Below are 17,639 nucleotides of genomic sequence, written 5' to 3'. Positions count from 1 at the left end.
TCACTCCGCGGCGGAGGTGGCGGCGGCATCGTCCGTCGACGGGGCGTCGTCGCCCCACGGGTTGCCGACGCCGCCGAAGCGGTCGAAGGGCCAGACGACGGCGAACGTGGTGCCCACCACGTTGTCGAGCGGGACCGTGCCGCCGCCCGGGTCGCCCATGTGCGCACGCGAGTCGGCGCTGTGGTCGCGGTTGTCACCCATGACCCAGATGTAGTCCTCGGGGACCTCGACGCGGAACTCGGTGCCGCACGCGCGCGAGCCCTCGGCGATGTACGTCTCGTCGAGCGCCTCGCCGTTGACGGTCACCTGACCGTCGGGGTCGGTGCACTCGACCACGTCGCCCGGCAGGCCGATCACGCGCTTGACCAGGTGCTCGCCCGCGTCCTCGGGAAGCAGGCCCGTCCAGGTGAGGATGTCCTTGGCGACCCGCTCGAGCGCGGTGTCGTTGTCGACGGGCGCCCCGAGCCAGTTCGCGGGGTCCTTGAAGACCACCACGTCGCCGCGGCGCAGCGCCAGCGGGTCGGGCCGCCACTTGGTGACGAGGATCCGGTCGCCCTTGATGAGGGCCGGCTCCATCGACTCCGAGGGGATGTAGAAGGACTGGAAGAAGAACGTCTTGATCACCAGCGAGAGCAGCAGGGCGCTCGCGATGACGAGGACGATCTCCTTCGCCCAGCCCCACGCACGACGACCGGCGGAGGGGGAGCCCTCCGCCGGTGCGTCGGCGCTGGTGGCGATCTTAGTTCTCGCGCTTCTCGCGGATGCGAGCCGCCTTGCCGCGGAGGCCGCGGAGGTAGTAGAGCTTCGCGCGACGCACGTCGCCGCGACGCTCGACCTCGATCTTCTCGATCGTGGGGGCGTGCACCGGGAAGAGGCGCTCGACGCCGACGCCGAACGAGATCTTGCGCACGGTGAAGGTCTCGCCGATGCCCTGGCCGGCACGCGCGATCACGATGCCCTGGAACACCTGGACACGCGAGCGGTTGCCCTCGATGACCTTGACGTGGACCTTCACGGTGTCACCGGCGCGGAACGCCGGGATGTCGTCGCGGAGCTGGCCCGCGACCACGTTGTCAAGCTTCTGCATGACTGTCTCTCCTCGCACATGCCACAGGTCACATACGGTATCCGCCTTGCGGCGATCGGTAATGGATGATGCGTCGCGTCGTGAGCCCGACCCCCTGTGGCAGGTCATGGCTCCGCGCGCACCGAGGATCTATTCTGCCACACCGTGCCCGGACGATGCGAGGGACCGGGGGTCCCGCATCGTCACCAGGCGCCGCCCTCCGCGGGCGGCAGCAGATCGGGACGGCGCTCGCGCGTGCGCTCGAGCTGCTGCGCGTGGCGCCACTCCGCGATCCGCGCGTGATGCCCGCTCAGCAGGATGTCCGGGACGTCGAGGCCCCGCCACGATGCCGGCCTCGTGTACGAGGGGTACTCGAGCAGGCCATCCGCGTGGGACTCCTCGACGATCGACTGGGCGTTGCCCATGAAGCCCGGGATGAGCCGCGTGATGGCCTCGATCATCGCGACCGCGGCGACCTCTCCCCCGTTGAGGACGTAGTCGCCCAGGCTCGCCTCGACCACGCGGTAGCCGTCCTGGGCGTAGTGCTCGGCGACGCGTGCGTCGATGCCCTCGTAGCGACCGCACGCGAAGACCAGCTGCGGCGCCTCGGAGAGCTCGGCCGCGAGGGCCTGCGTGAAGGGGACGCCGGCGGGCGACGGGATCACGAGCACGCCGGTGGGCTTGAGGACGTCGTCGAGCGCCTTGCCCCACACGTCGGGCTTCATCACCATGCCGGCGCCGCCGCCGAACGGGGCGTCGTCCACCGTGCGGTGCACGTCGGGCGACCCGTCCGCCTTGAACGCCGCGTAGTCGCGGAGGTCGTGGACATGCGTCTCCACGAGCTCGCTCTGGCGCGCCTTGCCCAGGAGCGACACGTCGAGCACCCCGAAGAACTCGGGGAAGATCGTGACGACGTCGATCCGCATCCTCATGACACGGTCTCCCCTGTCGACTCCGGCTCCTCGCCCGCCAGGAGCCCGTACGGCGGCGTCAGCACGACGCGCCGGCCCTCGAGGTCGACCTCGGGCACGAACTCCTCGACGAACGGGATCATCGCGCGGTGGCCCCCGGCCTGCTTGACCACCAGGAGGTCCTGCGCGGGCATCGTCACCAGGTCCACCACCTCACCCACGGCGCTGCCGTCCGGACGCACCGCCGCAAGGCCCACGAGCTCGTGGACGTACCAGGCGTCCTCCTCGTCGGACTCGGCGCCGTCGATGGTGAGGGCGACGCCTCGCGCGGCCTCGGCGGCGTTGCGGTCGCCCAGCTCCTCGAACTGGACGTACCAGCGCCCCGCCTGGACGCGCGCGCGCGCGACGGTGAGGGGGCCGGCGGACGGGGGCTCGGTCTCGAACACCTCGCCGGGAACCAGGCGCTCCTCGGGGATGTCGGTCCGCAGCTCGACGGACACCTCCCCCTTGAGCCCATGGGCACGGCCGATGCGGGCGACGGTCAATCTCATGACACCAGCGTACTTTCACCCCGGAACGGACCCCGCCGCACGCTAGCGTGGACCCGAATCCGGAGAGGAGCACGATGGCCGAGACCGTGGGGCGCCCGGCGGGCGTCACGTTCGCCGTGATCCTCACGTGGGTGGCTGCCGTCACCGACCTGGTGACGGGCGCGGCCTTCGTGTGGCTCAGCCTGCACATGCAGCGCGCGACGATCCCGCTGACCGAGTCCGAGACGCGCGGCTACGGCTTCGCGCTGCTCGCGAGCGGGCTCCTCGCGGCGGCCTTCGCGCTCGGCATCGCCGCGGGCTCCCAGCTCTCGCGCGTGCTGGTGATGCTCCTCATGGCGGGCCGCATCGTCGCCGCGGTGTACGCGACGAGCGTCCTGGGCGAGCTCGTGCGCTGGCAGGTCCCGGGGCAGATGCTCGGCTCGGTGCTGGTGATCGTCGCGCTCGCGACGCCGCGCGCTTTCGCGTACTTCCGGTCATCCTGAGAGCAGGCGCGGGGCGCGCCGCTACGAAGGAGCAGGCCATGGCACAGGACCGACCAGGATCCGTCACTCTCGTCTCGGCGCTCACGTGGCTCGCCGCCGCGATGGACCTCATCGCGGGAGTCGCGCTCATCTGGCTCTACTACCACCCCGAGGACCTCAGCGACGAGATCGAGGCCGGCAACCTGCTCTGGTACGGCCTCACCACGCTCGCGGTCGCGGTGTTCACCGCCGCCGTCGCCGCGGGGCTCGCGATGGGATCCCAGGGCGCGCGCGTGCTGGTCATCCTGGTGATGGTCGTGCGGATCGCCGCCGCGGCCTACGGGCTCGGGAAGATCGGCGGCACCTTCGCGCTGCAGGCGGCGATCGAGATCCCGCTCGCGCTCGTCGTCATCGGGCTGCTGTCGACACGTCGCGCCTCGGCGTGGTTCCGCGGCGCGCCCGCCACCTGACCGGCGCATCGTCCCCTGAGACGCAAGAACGCCCCTCCCGGTGGGGAGGGGCGTTCTCGACTGCTCGATGCCTGAGGCTAGGCGACGTCCACGATGTTGACGCGGACGTCGTCCCGCGCGACGGCCTCGACGACCGTCCGGATCGCCGTCGCGGTGCGACCGCGGCGACCGATGACCCGGGGGAGGTCGTCAGGGTGCACCACCACGTTGAGGGTGGTGCCGCGACGCCCGGAGCGCTCGGTCACGCGGACGTCGTCCGGGTTGCGGACGATGCTGCGGACCAGGAACTCGAGAGCGTCGACGACCATCGTCAGTTCTCCTCGGCAGGGGCCTCGGCGGCCTCGTCGGTGGCCTCGTCGGCGTCGGCGGCGGCAGCCTCCTCAGCCTTGGCGGCCTCCTTCTTGGCGGCGGCGTCGGCCTTGGCCTTCTCCGCGGCGTCCGCGTGGGCCTTGATGGCGTCGGCGGCGTCGGCCTTGGCGGCGGCACCCTTCACGGTGTTCTTGGCGTCCTTCTCACCCTTGAAGGTGCCCCAGTCGCCGGTGAGCTTGAGCAGCGCGGTGACCTGCTCGGTGGGCTGCGCGCCCACGGAGAGCCAGTACTGCGCGCGCTCCGAGTCGATCTCGATGACCGAGGGCTCCTCGGTGGGGTGGTACTTGCCGATCTCCTCGATCGCACGGCCGTCGCGCTTGGTGCGCGAGTCCATGACGACGACGCGGTAGAACGGGGCGCGCTTCTTGCCGAAGCGCTTGAGGCGGATCTTCACAGCCATGGCTGTCTCCTTCTGAATTCGGTGTGAGCCGGTGCGCTCGCCGCGGGGAAACACGGTGTCGCGCACTGGCAAGACGAATCGGCATGCGCGGGTAGAGGGCCGCGCGTGCCAGCGACCCATTGTGCCAGAACGGGCCAGGCACGGCCAAACGCCGCGCGCGTCACCTCACGCTGGGCCATCCCGGGCTGGTCTGGGCGTCGTAGGTGCCGTCGTAGCGGCCGCCCGTGATGAGGAGCACCTCGAGGCCGCTCGCGAGGGCCAGGGGCACGATGCGGGGACCCCCGCCGGCGATCGCCGTCGCCCAGGCATCGCACGCGGTGAGGTCCCGACCCGCGACCGAGACCTGCATGTAGTGGCGCGCCACCTGGCCTGTCACGGGGTCCCAGATGTGGTCGACCACCTGTGCGCCGCCCGACGTCGCGAGCGCCGTGAAGTCCCCGCCCAGCTCGACCACGTCGACCACCGGGGTCCCCTCCGGGTCGCCCTGCACCCTCGGGTCCGCGATCCCGATGCGTCGCGGGGAGCCCGCGGACACCAGGATGTCTCCCGATGCCCCGACCATCCACCCGGTCGCGCGTGCGGCGCGGAGGTGGGCGCTCGCACGCACGACGGCCCAGCCCTTGACCAGGCCCGTCGGGTCCAGGACCCCGTCCGCACGGCGCGCGTCGAAGCCGCCGCCCGTCGCCTCGCGGTACCACTCGCAGGCCTCGAGCACCTCGCGCAGCTCGGGCGGCGCCTCGTCGAGCGCGACATCGCCGCGCAGGTATGCGCTCAGGTAGGAATCGTCCTTCCACAGCGAGAACACCTCGTCCGCCCACACGAGGCTCGCGTGGAACTCGGCGATGGCGGGCTCGACCTCGACTGGGTCGGGCTCGTCGAGCTCGACCACGAACGGCATGGCCATCGCATGGACGGTGGTGCGGAAGGAAGCCGTCACAGGCCCGCCTGGCCGAACGCGCCGCGAGCGGACTCGATGAAGCCGGGCGAGGTGAACGATGCTCCGCTCACCGCCGCGACGTCCCAGCTCTGGGCGGCGAGCATCTCGTCGCGGAGGATCGGGATCGCGTTCGCGTTGATCTGCACGGACTGGGCGTCCTGCGTGCCGGCCGCCACGGCCTGCACGTTGGTCACCACGCCACCCTCGACGGTGATGCGGGCCTGGAAGTCGCCGCGCGCGTTGGTCACCACGGGCCCGTCGAACGTCTGCGCGACCGGCGTGGCCGGCTCCTCCGCCGGCGGGGGCGTCACCACGGGATCGGGCTGCGCGGTGGTCGCGGCCGGCGCCGGCGTCGCCACGTCGTCGCTCTCGTCGTCGTCGCGCTCGCCGCCCTTGTCGTCGCCGGCGTCGTCATCGTCGTGGTCGTCGTACTCGTCGTCGTCCTCGTCGACCTCGTCCACCGCGGACGGCGACGGCGAGGCGCCGGCGTCGGGCGTGACGGCGACGCTCGGGCTCGCGGACTCCTCGGGCGTCGACGCCGCGACCAGGTCGAGCGTGGGCAGCTCCTTCGGCGAGGCCGCCCAGCCCGCGCCGACGATCGCGGCGCAGCCGCCGGCGACCATCGCGGCACGGGACGCGCGCATCGCCTACCCCGCCGCCTGCGCGAGCGCGTCCGCGACCGACTCGAGGAAGCCGGGCGACGTGAACGAGGCGCCCGAGACCGCGTCGACGTCGGCGCTCTGCGCCGCGACGACCTTCTCCGCGAGCTCCGGGATCGCCGTCGCGTTGATCGTGGTCGACTGCGGGTCCTGGGTGCCCGCCTCGATCGCGGCGACCGCCGTGATCTCGCCGCCCTCGATGGTGACCTGGGCCTGGAAGCCGCCCTTCTCGTTGACCACGCGGGCCCCGTCGTACGTCCCGTCCGTGTAGCTCGTCGCCCCGGCGACCGGCGCCTCGGCCTCCGCGTCTCCCCCGCACCCGGCGAGCAGGGTGCTTGCGGCCCCGGCGAAGGCGAGCGCGCCCGCGGTCCTGGTCATGGTCCTCATCGTGTCTCCCTCTCCCTACAGCTCGAAACGCTCGCGGTGGATCGCGGCGGCCCGCACGCCCGCGGCGCGCGCCTCCGCCTCCACGGCATCGGCCCACCGCTGCGGGCCGCAGATGTACACGTCACGGTCCGCGACGTCGGGCACGAGCCCCGCGAGGCTCTCCCCCGCCGCGGTGCCCCAACCCGTCCCGCGCGGTCCGGCGACCACCACGAGCTCCGCACCGCGCCCTGCGGCCAGCGCCTCGACCTCGTCGAGCAGCGGCGCCTCGGTGCGCGAGCGTACCCGGTAGACCACCGTGCACGGCCCGTCGGCCTCCTCGAGCAGCGCGCGGATGGGCGTGACCCCGATCCCCGAGGCGACGAGCACCGCACCCGGGCTGGTGCGGGCCACGTCGGTGAAGATGCCGAGCGGACCCTCGGCGAGCACACGGGTGCCCACGCGGAGGTCGCGCACCGCGGCGGACGCGTCGCCCGAGGGCTTGACCGTGATCCTCAGCGAGTCGGCGCGCGGCGCGCGCGACAGGGACCACGGGTGCGCCTGGGTCCACCGCTCACGGTCGAGGAAGCGCCACAGCAGGAACTGCCCGGGGCGCGCGCCGAGGCGGTCGAGGCCGCGTCCCGACATGACGATGCTCGTGGAACCGTCGGGGAGCGCCTCGACCTCCGCGACCCGGAGGTCGTGACGCGCGAGCAGCACGAGCGGTCGCACGATCCGGTAGACGACGAACGAGCCGATCGCGAGAACGTAGAGCGCGAGCCAGAACCACCAGGCCGCCCCGGCGCCGCGGAAGGTCGCCCCCTCGAGGAACTGGTGCGGCACCACGGCGGCGATCGCGAGGTAGACGAGCAGATGGACGGCGTGCCAGCGCTCGTAGCGCCACCGGGAGCGGATCGCGACGAGCGACGTCGCGACCACCACCGTGAACAGCGCGAGCCCCACCTGCGCCGCGACCATGAACCAGCCCAGGTCCCAGAACGCGGCGGTCTGGGCGAGGATCGAGCGGCCGTCGTACTGCGCGGACACCACCAGGATCAGCGCGACGTGGACGAGCATGAGGATGAAGGCGACCTTGCCCATCCGCGTGTGGACCGCGGCGGCGCGGTCGTGACCGAACGCCCGCTCGACGAAGGGCGCTCGCGAGATCAGGGTGATCTGCGCGAGCACCAGCACGGCGGCCACGATGCCCACCATGCGGCCCAGCCCGTACGCGTAGTCGCGCGGCGCGGTCGCGAGCAGCCCGCCCCCGGCGATCATGAAAGCGACGCCGACGGCTGCGATGAGGTAGATCGAGGCCTCGAGCCCGTCGCGCCACCAGCCGCGCGCCCGGGTGCGGCGCGCATACGCCTCGAGCGTGCTCACGTGGCCTCCAGGAGATCGGGGACGGCGGACCTGCGACGTGCGCGGCTCGGGAGGCGTCCCGGGCCGCGCATGTGCATCGTACGTGCTGGGGGCGCGGCCTCGGCCGTGCGAGACCTGAGGATTCCCTGAAGGTTGCGACACTGCCACGAGGCGAGGCGCTTCGCGCCCGTGCATGGCGCGTGCTACCAGGCGAACTCCTCCAGGTGCTGCCTCTCCTTCGGTACCCCGGCGCGCGCCGCATCGTCCATCACGGCCTCGATCCAGGGGGCCGGACCGCATGCGTAGACGTCCGCCCGGGAGAGCCCGGGCACCAGGTCGGCGAGCGTGACAGGCGTGGCCGCGGGCGACCATCCGCCGCCGCGCGCGCCGGTGAGCACGTGGAGCGTCGCGCCGCGCGCCGCCGCGAGCTCGCGGAGCTCGTCGAGGTGCGGGATCTCCGCCGGGGTGTGCGCGCGGACGATCACGGTGCACTCCCCCGGCCGGACGTCCGCATCCTCGAGGAGGGCGAGGATCGGGGTGATGCCGACGCCCGCGCCCACGAGCACCAGCCGCTCGCCCGTGCGCTGATCGTCGGTGAAGATGCCGAGCGGCCCCTCGAGCATGACGCGCGTGCCGGGCTTGAGGCCGCGAAGCGCCGCGGAGCCGTCGCCCAGCGGCTTGACGGTGATCCGCATCCATCCGTCGCGCACGGTCCGCGAGGTCGAGTACGGGTGGGCCTGACCCCACATGTCCCGCTGGAGGAAGCGGAACAGGAAGAACTGTCCGCCCTTCGCCCCGAGCCGCGTGAGGTGCCGCCCATGCATCGCGATGACCGTGGAGCCGTCCGCGAGCGTGCCCACGGCGGCGACCCGGACGCGGTGGCGCCAGAACCGCGCGAGCGGGCGCACCACGCGGAAGGCGAGCAGCCCGCCGACCGCGACCGCCCACAGCACCACCCAGTACCACCACGCGACGCCCATGGACATGAACGTCTCGCCGTCCGTGAGCTGGTGAGGGATCGAGAGCCCGATCGCGAGGTAGCTGAACACATGGACGGCGTGCCACGACTCGTAGCGCCACCGGCGCCGCACGATCGCATACGACGTCACGACGACCGCGACGAGGACGATGAAGCCCGCGCTCGCCATGAACATCGGCCCGCCCCAGCCGATCGCGAAGTCCCACGCCTGTGCGAGGATCCCCGACTGCGTCGGCATCGCGTAGCCGACCACGAGCAGCGCGATGTGCGCGAGGATCACGAGGAACCCGAGCCGGCCCAGCCGCCCGTGCAGCTGCGCGGCGCGGTCATGGCCGATCGCGCGCTCGACCAACGGGATCCGGGCGATGAGGATGAGCTGCGCCATGATCATGGTCGATGCGGCCATCCCGGCGACGCGGCCGAGCGTGACGAGCAGCCCGGCGAGGGACGTGACGTCGACGCTGCCCGAGGCGAGCATGAAGGAGACCCCGAGCACGCCCACGAGCCACGCGGCGGCCTCGAGGATGTCGCGACGGCGGCTGAGGCGCGGCCCTCGCTGCCCCCGCGCCATCACGCGCGCATCGGGGACGATGCGGGGCGCGGTCCGGCGGCCCGGCCGGCCGGGCGCGACGGCGGTCATGCGATCCCCGCAACCTGCATCGCGCTCTCGATCGCCTGCTCGACCGCGTCGGAGGTGTAGCTCGCGCCCGAGACGTAGCCGACGTCGGTGCTCTGCGCCTGCAGGATCGCGTCCTCGAGGACCGGGATCGCGTAGTCGTTGATGGCCTGGGAATGATGGTCCGCCTCGCCCGACTGGAGCCACGCGATCTCGGTCATCACCCCGTCCTCGACCGTGATCTCCGCCTGGAAGGTGCCGTAGCGCGAGCTCACCGCCTCGCCGTCGTACGTGCCCGAGGAGCCGGACGAGCCGCTCGTGTCGGGCGTCGCGGATTCCGTCGAGGTCGACGTGTCGGTCGACGTGTCGGTCGACGAGCTCGCCGGGGTGTCCGACGGGGCGTCCAGCGCGGTCGTGGAGTCGCTCGACGCCGCCGTGGAGGTGGAGGTCCCGGTGTCGAGGAAGCCCGACCCCATCACCGCGCCGGCGGAGAGGAGCGTGGCGGAGATGCCGGTCACGATGATGCCTGAGGAGCGCTTCATAACGCCCATATCAGCGCGCGAACCTGGGAGCGGCTGGTGCCGATCCTCGGAGTTGGCTGAGAGTCGCTAGACGACCGCGCCGCGCAGCACCACGTGACGCGGACGCGCGAGCGCCGAGATGTCCTCCCGCGGGTCCTGGGCGTACACCACGAGGTCCGCGGGCGCACCCTCCTCGAGCCCGGGAGCGCCGAGGAACTCGCGCGCCCTCCACGAGGCCATCGCGACCACGTCGGATGCGGGGATGCCGGCCGCGACCAGATGCGCGGCCTCGGCGGGAAGCGCGCCGTGCCCGATGGTGCCGCCCGCATCGGTCCCGATGAGCAGCGGGACGCCCGCCTCATGCAGCGCGAGCGCGTGGGCGAGCCGGCGCTCGTGCATCGGCCGCATGCGCGCGGCGTACGCGGGGAAGCGCTCCTCCCCCTGCGCCGCGTAGCCCTCGAAGTTCGCGACCTGGAGCAGCGTGGGCACCACGGGGATCCCGCGCCGCGCCGCCTCCTGCATGTGCTCCGCGGTCATGCCCGTGCCGTGCTCGATGCAGTCGATGCCGCCGTCGAGCAGCGCATCCATCGACTCGGTCGCGAACGTGTGGGCCGTGACGCGCGCGCCGGCCTCGTGCGCCGCGGCGATGCCCTCCGCGAGGACATCGGCCGGCCACAGCGGCGTGAGGTCGCCCGCCTCGCGGTCGATCCAGTCCGCGATGATCTTGACCCAGCCGTCGCCCGCGCGCGCCTCCTCGGCCATGACGCGCGGGAGGTCCGCGACCTCGATCTCGCGCGCGTAGTGGCGCAGGTACCGCATGGGGCGCGCGATGAAGCGGCCCGCCCGGATGAGCCGCGGCGCCGTCGGGACCTCGTCGATGAACCGCGTGTCCGTCGGCGATCCCGCGTCCCGGATCAGCAGCGTGCCGGCGTCGCGGTCGACCATCGCCTGCTTGAGCGCGAGCTCCGCGTCGACGGCGCCGCCGCTGTCGAGACCGATGTGGCAGTGGACGTCGACGAGCCCGGGCAGCACGATGCCGTCGATCGTGTGCCGGGCCGCCTCCTCGGGACGGTCGTACGTGATGCTGCCGTCCACCACCCAGGCCTCGTCGCGCACGTCGGCATCGCCGACGAGCACCGGGCCCGTGAGGTGGAGGCTCACGTCACCGACCCAGGTACTTCGAGAGGTCCGCGTTCAGCGCGTCCCGGTCGAGGTCCTGGGGCTGCTGGGCGCCGAGCCCGAAGGCGGAGCCCTGCGCCGGCGCCTGCGCGGGACGCCCGGCCCGAGCATCGGCCTCCTGCTGCGCCCGCTTCGCCGGGTTGCCCGACTTGCCCTTGACCTTGCGCTGCGGCGCCTGCTTGCCCTTGGACTTCTTGCCGCCGGGGAGGCCCCCGAAGGCCCCCGGGGCGCCGCCCGCGCCGGGCATGCCCGGCATCCCCGGCATGCCGCCGCCGCGCGACATCGCGCGCATCATCTGCTGCGCCTGCTCGAACCGCTTGACCAGCGAGTTCACGTCCGAGACCTGCATGCCCGAGCCCGCCGCGATGCGCGAGCGGCGCGAGCCGTTGAGGATCTTGGGGTTGTCGCGCTCGGCCGGGGTCATCGACTGGATGATCGCCTCGGTGCGGACCAGCTCGCGCTCGTCGAAGTTCTCGATCTGGTCCCGGATCTGACCCATGCCCGGGAGCATCGTCAGCATCTTCTTCATCGAGCCCATGTTCTTGAGCTGCTGCATCTGGCTGAGGAAGTCCGCGAGCGTGAAGTCCTCGCCCTTGGTGACCTTCTCCGCCATGCGCTCGGCCTCGGCCTGGTCGAACGTGCGCTCGGCCTGCTCGATCAGCGTGAGGATGTCGCCCATGTCGAGGATGCGCGACGCCATGCGGTCGGGGTGGAACACCTCGAAGTCGTCGAGCTTCTCGCCCGTGGACGCGAACATGATCGGGCGGCCCGTGACCTCGGCCACGGACAGCGCGGCACCGCCGCGCGCGTCGCCGTCGAGCTTGGTGAGGACCACACCCGTGAAGTCGACGCCCTCCTGGAAGGCGGTCGCGGTGGCGACGGCGTCCTGACCGATCATCGCGTCGATGACGAACAGGACCTCGTCGGGCTCTGTGGCCTTGCGGATGTCCGAGGCCTGGCGCATGAGCTCCTGGTCGATGCCCAGGCGGCCCGCGGTATCGATGATGACCACGGAGTGCTGGCGCTGCTCGGCCTCCTTGAGGCCCTTCTTGGCGACCTTGACCGGGTTGCCGCGCGGGCGCTCGTCCTCGCGCGTCACGCCGGCCTCGGGCGCGAACACCGGCACGCCGGCGCGCTCGCCCACGACCTTGAGCTGCGTCACCGCGTTGGGTCGCTGGAGGTCCGCCGCGACCAGGAGGGGGGTGTGCCCCTGGCCCTTGAGGTGGTGCGCGAGCTTGCCCGCGAGCGTGGTCTTTCCCGCGCCCTGGAGACCCGCGAGCATGATCACGGTCGGGCCGTGCTTCGCGAAGCGCATGGGCCGCGTCTCGCCGCCCAGGATCGCGATGAGCTCCTCGTTGACGATCTTGACGACCTGCTGGCCCGGGTTGAGCGCGCCGGACACCTCGGCGCCGAGCGCGCGCTCACGGATGTTGCCGGTGAACGTGCGGACCACGGGGACCGCGACATCGGCGTCGAGCAGGGCGCGACGGATCTCGCGGATGGTGCCGTCGATGTCCGCCTCGGTCAGGCGGCCCTTGCCCCGCAGGTTGCGGAACGTCTCTGTCAGGCGATCGGAGAGGTTGGCGAACACGGATATCCCTTCACAACGTGCCCACCAGACTACCGTCCCGCCGGCGTCCCTCCGGAGGCCAACGCCTTGCGAGCACGCTCGGTCAGCGTGTCGACGAGCTGCGCGCGCCACGCCGTCCACACCTTGGGCCCGGCCGCCTTGGCATCCGCCTCAGTGAGCGCACGGAGGATGTCGAGAAGGTCGGCACGATGCTCGACGGCGTCGAGCAGCGCCGCCACCGTGGCAGGGTCCTCGGGATCGCGCGTGGTCGCGAGGGCCGCGAGCGTGAGGTGCTCGCGGACCAGCAGCTCGAGATCGTGCGCCGTTCCCTCCGAGAGCCCCAGGTGCGCCGCGATGGCGGGGATGAGCGCCGCGCCGTCCACCGAGTGGTCCGTCGATCCCGCTCGCTTGCCGATGTCGTGCAGGAGCGCGGCCAGGTGCAGCAGGTCCGAGCGGTGCGAGCCGCGGCGGTGCCGCGCGGCGAGCGTCACCGCCTCGAGCATGTGCCTGTCGACGGTGTAGACGTGGATGGGGCTGCGCTGAGGGCGGTTGCGCACGCCCTCCCACTGCGGGATCCACCGCACCACCACGCCGTGGAGGTCGAGCGCCTCCCACACCGGCACCAGATGGGTGCTCGAGCGCAGCAGGTCGCGCAGGTAGGTGCGGGCCTCGGCGGGCCACGGCACGGGGAGGTCGGGACAGCGCTGGAGCGCCTCGAGCAGCGTGGGCGTGAACGTCAGCCCGGTCGACGCGGCGGTGGCGGCCGCCCTCAGCGGCAGCAGCGCATCGTCCTCCGACCTGTACCCCGGCGCGAGCGCGAGCTCGCCGTCGACATCGATGAGGCCCTCCGCCACCTTCACGTGACGCGGGGCCGCGGCGCGGCGGCGCGCGAGGAACGCGCGGGAGCCGACGCCCGAACGCTCGAGCGAGCGGCGCGCGCCCCGCTCGGTGGTGTCGAGCGCATACGCGATGGTGCGCCCCGCCTCGGCGATCGCGGCCAGCAGGTCGTCCGGATCGTCGTAGCCGAGCCGCTCCCCCACCTCGGTCGCGACGTGGCGGCCGAGCACGTTCACGGCACGCCCCGACTCCAGCTGAAGGGCGTCCCGCACGTCCATGAGGAGCTCGCCCGCATCGTCGACCGCGCCGTGGGGGCGGTCGGTGAGCCAGGTCGCCGAGAGCGCGGTGAGGCTCACGTAGTCGCGCAGCCCGCCTCGCGCCTCCTTGAGGTGCGGCTCGATGAGGTAGGCGAGCTCGCCGTGGCGCTCCGCGCGGGCGCGCGACGCGGCGAGCAGGTCCGGCAGGCGCTTCCGCGAGGCCGCGCGCCAGTCCTGGTAGATGTGGGTGCGCGCCTGCTTCAGCAGCTGCTCGTCGCCCGCGATGAGGTGCAGGTCGAGCAGGCCGGCGGCTGCGGCGAGGTCCTTCGAGGCCACCTGGCGGCACTCGGTGAGGGTGCGGGTCGAGTAGTCGAGCTCGAGCCCCGCGTCCCAGATGGGGTACCAGAGGCGCTGCGCGAGCTCCGCGACGGCCTCCTTCTTGTGGGTCGAACCGTCGTGGAGGATGACGAGGTCCAGATCGGACAGGGGTCCGGCGTCACCGCGTCCCACGGATCCCACCGCGCCGAACGCGATCCCGTCGCGCATCCCCTCCGAGTGCTCGTCCCAGTGCTCCTTGAGGTGCGCGAACACCAGGTCGCTCATGGACTGGCGGCGCTCGCGCCCGCTGAGCGCGCTCGCGGCCAGCATCTCCGCGTGCTCTCTCCTCACACGCTTGAGGTCCCGCACCCCACGGGGGTGCGGGACCTCAGCGCGGGAGCCGTCGTGGCTGCCCATGCGTGATGCGGTGACCCTTACAGGGCGTCCGCGCCGTGCTCGCCGGTACGGACCCGGGCCACGTCGTCGACGGGGACGACCCAGACCTTGCCGTCGCCGATCTTGCCGGTCTGCGCGGCCGAGACGATGGCCTCGGTCACGGTGGCGGCGTCGGCGTCGTCCACGAGGACCTCGAGGCGCGTCTTCGGCACCAGGTCGACCGTGTACTCAGCGCCGCGGTAGACCTCGGTGTGGCCCTTCTGGCGGCCGTAACCGGCAGCCTCGGAGACCGTGACGCCCTTGACGCCCGCGGCCTCGAGGGCCGCACGGACCTCGTCGACGCGGTGGGGCTGGATGATCGCGGTGACCAGCTTCATGGTTACTTCGCCTCCTCGTAAGCCGTCTCGCCGTGCTCGGCGAGGTCGATACCCGACACCTCGACATCCTCGCTCACGCGCAGGCCGATCGTGTACTTGATCGCGAGACCGATGAGGTAGGTCATGACGAACGAGAACACCACGGCGATGAGCGCGACGACGGTCTGGGTGACGAGCTGCGTGACACCGCCACCGTAGAACAGGCCGTCCATGGGCACGAGGTCCTCGCCCTCACCGGCCCAGGTGGTGACCTCGCCGAGGTTGGCGAAGAAGCCGATCAGGATGGTGCCGACGAGACCGCCGACCAGGTGGACGCCCACCACGTCGAGCGAGTCGTCGTAGCCGAACTTGTACTTGAGGCCCACGGCGAGCGCGCAGAGCACACCGGCGATGAAGCCGATCGCGAGGGCACCCCAGGTGTCGACCGACGCCGCGGCCGGGGTGATCGCGACCAGACCGGCGACGATGCCGGAAGCGGCACCCAGCGAGGTGGGCTTGCCGTCACGGATCTTCTCGACGAGCAGCCAGCCGAGGATCGCGATCGCCGGGGCGACCACGGTGTTGAGGAAGGCGCGGCCCGAGGTCGCGTCAGCGGCGAACTCCGAACCGGCGTTGAAGCCGAACCAGCCGAACCACAGGAGCGCGGCACCGAGCATGACGAACGGGAGGTTGTGGGGACGCATCGGCTCCTTGCCGAAGCCCTTGCGCGTGCCCAGCAGCAGCGCGAGCGCGAGGCCCGCCGCACCGGCGTTGATGTGGACGACGGTTCCACCGGCGAAGTCGATCGGCGAGGAGCTCGTGATCGGGTTGTCCCAACCCAGGAGGCCGCCACCCCAGACCGCGTGAGCGACCGGGAAGTAGACCAGCGTGGCCCAGACCACGGTGAACACGGTCCACGCGCCGAACTTCATGCGGTCGGCGATGGAGCCGGAGATCAGGGCGACGGTGATGATCGCGAAGGTGGCCTGGAAGGCCGCCATGACGAGCGCCGGGACACCCGACCCTGCAGCGAGGCTGCCAGCGTCGTCGAAGTCGTTGAGGCCGAAGAACCCGGACGGGTTGCCGATGAGGTCGCCCGAGCCGAAGGTGAGGCCGTAGCCGTACAGGACCCAGATGACCGCGACGGTCGCGATGCTGATGAAGCTCATCATCATCATGTTGAGCACGGACTTCGCGCGAACCATGCCTCCGTAGAAGAACGCCAGACCGGGCGTCATGAGGAGGACAAGAGCAGTCGCAACGATCATCCACGCGGTATTACCGGAGTCCAGCGTGAACTCTTCCATTGTTTATCTCCCTCCGCCAGCCGCTCGGCCAGCAGTGAGGACAGACTTTCGCAGTGCCGTTACGCCTGAACGACCCGCGTGTTTCAGGACGGTTACATCAGCCTTGCGCAGGTAAAAGGTGCGTTGCGCAGGCGCACGAATCGGAACACCCCGCGGCCCTCGCCCGTTGAGCGTCGGCTCGTCCCTGGTACGCGGGCGTCTCGGCGGTGGCGGCGGACCTGCGCCACCGTGGGCGCGCTGAACCCGTCAGTCGAGCGGCCCCCCGCTCGCGCGGCTACTCGCCCAGGAGCGAGTCGACGAAGCCTGCGGCGTCGAACGGCGCGAGGTCGTCCGCGCCCTCACCCAGGCCCACGAACTTCACGGGCACCCCCAGCTCGCGCTGGACCGCGAGCACGATGCCTCCCTTGGCGGTCCCGTCGAGCTTGGTGAGGACGATTCCCGTCAGGGGCGCGACCTGGCCGAAGACCCGTGCCTGGGTGAGCCCGTTCTGGCCCGTGGTGGCATCGAGCACGAGCAGCACCTCGGAGGGCGGAGCCACCTTGGAGACCACGCGCACGATCTTCCCGAGCTCGTCCATGAGGCCCTGCTTGTTCTGCAGGCGGCCCGCGGTGTCGACCAGCAGCACCTCGGCCTGCTCGGCACGCGCGCGGTCGGCGGCCTCGAACGCCACGGAGGCCGGATCGGCGCCGTCCTGGTGCGAGCGCACCACCGGAACGCCGACGCGCGAGCCCCAGGTCTCGAGCTGATCGGCGGCCGCCGCACGGAACGTGTCGGCGGCGCCCAGCACCACCGAGCGGTCCTCGGCCACGAGCACACGCGCGAGCTTGCCGACCGTCGTGGTCTTGCCCACGCCGTTGACGCCCACGACGATCGCCGAGTGCAGCGCGCCGTCGCCGGCCTCGCCGAGCGCGAGGGAGCGGTCGAGCGCCGGGTCGACCACGTCGAGCAGCGCGGCGCGCAGCAGCTCGCGCGGGTCCCCGTCGGGTGCGGCCTTGAGCCGCGCCTTGAGGTCCGCCATGAGCTCGTCGGTCGCCGCCGCGCCGACGTCGGCCATCAGCAGTGTCTCCTCGAGCTCGTCCCAGTCGTCCTGCGACAGCCCGCCGCGGCGGAAGATCGCGAGCAGGGACTGGCCTAGGCCCGTGCCGACGCGCCCCCGGAGCCTTCCGAAGCGATGGTCGACGGCCTCGGGAGACTCCACGGTCGCCTGCGCAGGGGCCTCGGGAGCCTCCGTCGGCGCCGGCGGGGCGGCGACCGGCGCATCGTCCCTCGCGGGCGGGGCCTCGCGCGGGGGCGCCTTGCGCGTCTTGCCGACGAGGGCGGCGCCGACGCCGCCGAGCACCACGAGCCCGGCGACCACGGTCACCAGGAGGTCGCTGTCACCAGGAATCCATGAGACGTCCACGGGCACAGTCTCTCAGGTCGGCGGCGGGCACCCGTCCCGGCCCCGCCGAGGGCTCAGTGGCGGTGTCGCGCGTTCGGTGCGATCACAGGGATCGACGCGGTCTCGCGGCCGAGCTCGCCCACGACGTCGAGCGTCGCGGCGGGGCGGTCGAGCTCGTCGTACAGGTGCTCCGTCACGGACCGACGCTCCTCGACGCCCAGCATGAGCCGGACCACGCGGCGACCGCGCCCCTCGGCGGCGAACGCTGCGGCGAAGACGATGAGCGCGATGATCCCGGCGACCACGAGGGTCCCCTCCATGTGGCTGAACATCCCGCTCCCTCCGTCGCCGGTCCCGTGCGTGAGCATGGTGC

21 protein-coding genes are annotated in these 17,639 nt (G+C 72.1%); 2 read left to right on the top strand and 19 right to left on the bottom strand.

Translation table 11 applies throughout. The features are described from left to right. From lepB to rimM, 4 genes are all read right to left on the bottom strand, one after another. Entirely contained in the window at positions 1-624 is a 624-nt protein-coding gene (gene lepB, locus AOM06_RS00570; RefSeq protein ID WP_439644707.1) for a signal peptidase I, read from the bottom strand. 115 nt (positions 625-739) lie between these two features. Continuing rightward, the gene (gene rplS / locus AOM06_RS00565) at positions 740-1,087 is read right to left on the bottom strand and encodes a 50S ribosomal protein L19 (protein ID WP_062301222.1); all 348 of its coding nucleotides are present in this window, start codon (positions 1,085-1,087) and stop codon (positions 740-742) included. Between the two features lie 182 nt (positions 1,088-1,269). After that, positions 1,270-1,992 (bottom strand): tRNA (guanosine(37)-N1)-methyltransferase TrmD, encoded by a 723-nt coding sequence (trmD, locus tag AOM06_RS00560; protein WP_062301220.1) that lies wholly within the window; start codon positions 1,990-1,992, stop codon positions 1,270-1,272. Between the two features lie 2 nt (positions 1,993-1,994). Beyond that, the gene (gene rimM / locus AOM06_RS00555) at positions 1,995-2,528 is read right to left on the bottom strand and encodes a ribosome maturation factor RimM (protein WP_062301218.1); all 534 of its coding nucleotides are present in this window, start codon (positions 2,526-2,528) and stop codon (positions 1,995-1,997) included. Positions 2,529-2,602: 74 nt separating this feature from the next. Here rimM and AOM06_RS00550 point away from each other — a divergent pair, with 74 nt between their 5' ends. Both AOM06_RS00550 and AOM06_RS00545 read left to right on the top strand, forming a co-directional pair. Further along, the gene (locus tag AOM06_RS00550) at positions 2,603-3,010 is read left to right on the top strand and encodes a hypothetical protein (RefSeq protein WP_062301215.1); all 408 of its coding nucleotides are present in this window, start codon (positions 2,603-2,605) and stop codon (positions 3,008-3,010) included. Between the two features lie 38 nt (positions 3,011-3,048). Beyond that, positions 3,049-3,459 carry a hypothetical protein gene (locus AOM06_RS00545; RefSeq protein WP_062301213.1) on the top strand — a complete coding sequence of 137 codons (411 nt, stop codon included), beginning with the start codon at positions 3,049-3,051 and terminating at the stop codon, positions 3,457-3,459. A gap of 77 nt (positions 3,460-3,536) precedes the next feature. Here the strand turns inward: AOM06_RS00545 and AOM06_RS00540 are convergent, their stop codons facing one another. From AOM06_RS00540 to AOM06_RS00470, 15 genes are all read right to left on the bottom strand, one after another. Beyond that, complete coding sequence (locus AOM06_RS00540; protein ID WP_062301210.1) at positions 3,537-3,767, bottom strand: KH domain-containing protein; 231 nt, start codon at positions 3,765-3,767, stop codon at positions 3,537-3,539. A 2-nt stretch (positions 3,768-3,769) separates the two neighbouring features. After that, positions 3,770-4,228: a 30S ribosomal protein S16 gene (gene rpsP, locus AOM06_RS00535; protein ID WP_062301208.1), complete on the bottom strand. Its 459-nt coding sequence runs from the start codon at positions 4,226-4,228 to the stop codon at positions 3,770-3,772. A 160-nt stretch (positions 4,229-4,388) separates the two neighbouring features. Next, positions 4,389-5,165, bottom strand: coding sequence for an FAD:protein FMN transferase (locus AOM06_RS00530; RefSeq protein WP_062301206.1), 777 nt, complete (start codon positions 5,163-5,165; stop codon positions 4,389-4,391). Further along, a complete protein-coding gene (locus AOM06_RS00525; protein ID WP_062301204.1) occupies positions 5,162-5,809 on the bottom strand; it encodes an FMN-binding protein in 648 nt (215 codons plus the stop codon). The genes AOM06_RS00530 and AOM06_RS00525 overlap by 4 nt, the downstream gene beginning before the upstream one ends. Before the next feature lie 3 nt (positions 5,810-5,812). Further along, on the bottom strand, positions 5,813-6,202 hold the full coding sequence (locus AOM06_RS00520) for an FMN-binding protein (RefSeq protein WP_062301201.1): 390 nt from the start codon (positions 6,200-6,202) through the stop codon (positions 5,813-5,815). Between the two features lie 24 nt (positions 6,203-6,226). Next, positions 6,227-7,570: a ferredoxin reductase family protein gene (locus AOM06_RS00515; RefSeq protein ID WP_062301199.1), complete on the bottom strand. Its 1,344-nt coding sequence runs from the start codon at positions 7,568-7,570 to the stop codon at positions 6,227-6,229. A 182-nt stretch (positions 7,571-7,752) separates the two neighbouring features. Beyond that, entirely contained in the window at positions 7,753-9,168 is a 1,416-nt protein-coding gene (locus AOM06_RS00510) for a ferredoxin reductase family protein (RefSeq protein WP_062301197.1), read from the bottom strand. Then, positions 9,165-9,686 (bottom strand): FMN-binding protein, encoded by a 522-nt coding sequence (locus AOM06_RS00505; protein WP_062301194.1) that lies wholly within the window; start codon positions 9,684-9,686, stop codon positions 9,165-9,167. The genes AOM06_RS00510 and AOM06_RS00505 overlap by 4 nt, the downstream gene beginning before the upstream one ends. 66 nt (positions 9,687-9,752) lie before the next feature. Further along, positions 9,753-10,826 carry an amidohydrolase family protein gene (locus AOM06_RS00500; RefSeq protein ID WP_062301192.1) on the bottom strand — a complete coding sequence of 358 codons (1,074 nt, stop codon included), beginning with the start codon at positions 10,824-10,826 and terminating at the stop codon, positions 9,753-9,755. A 1-nt stretch (position 10,827) separates the two neighbouring features. Further along, a complete protein-coding gene (gene ffh / locus AOM06_RS00495) occupies positions 10,828-12,435 on the bottom strand; it encodes a signal recognition particle protein (protein ID WP_062301189.1) in 1,608 nt (535 codons plus the stop codon). A gap of 29 nt (positions 12,436-12,464) precedes the next feature. Next, positions 12,465-14,243 carry a [protein-PII] uridylyltransferase family protein gene (locus AOM06_RS00490; protein WP_062301186.1) on the bottom strand — a complete coding sequence of 593 codons (1,779 nt, stop codon included), beginning with the start codon at positions 14,241-14,243 and terminating at the stop codon, positions 12,465-12,467. A 17-nt stretch (positions 14,244-14,260) separates the two neighbouring features. Further along, positions 14,261-14,599 carry a P-II family nitrogen regulator gene (locus tag AOM06_RS00485; RefSeq protein WP_042215355.1) on the bottom strand — a complete coding sequence of 113 codons (339 nt, stop codon included), beginning with the start codon at positions 14,597-14,599 and terminating at the stop codon, positions 14,261-14,263. Positions 14,600-14,601: 2 nt separating this feature from the next. Continuing rightward, entirely contained in the window at positions 14,602-15,885 is a 1,284-nt protein-coding gene (locus AOM06_RS00480) for an ammonium transporter (RefSeq protein WP_062301184.1), read from the bottom strand. A 274-nt stretch (positions 15,886-16,159) separates the two neighbouring features. Continuing rightward, complete coding sequence (gene ftsY, locus AOM06_RS00475) at positions 16,160-17,287, bottom strand: signal recognition particle-docking protein FtsY (RefSeq protein ID WP_228372798.1); 1,128 nt, start codon at positions 17,285-17,287, stop codon at positions 16,160-16,162. Positions 17,288-17,340: 53 nt separating this feature from the next. After that, positions 17,341-17,586 (bottom strand): hypothetical protein, encoded by a 246-nt coding sequence (locus AOM06_RS00470; RefSeq protein ID WP_156163516.1) that lies wholly within the window; start codon positions 17,584-17,586, stop codon positions 17,341-17,343. Between the last annotated feature and the right edge of the window lie 53 nt (positions 17,587-17,639).

The organism is Demequina subtropica (genome assembly GCF_000971235.1).
In the GTDB taxonomy this organism is placed as follows: domain Bacteria; phylum Actinomycetota; class Actinomycetes; order Actinomycetales; family Demequinaceae; genus Demequina; species Demequina subtropica.
Note: the sequence above shows the minus strand (reverse complement) of the source record. Positions and strands in the feature narration are given on the sequence as shown.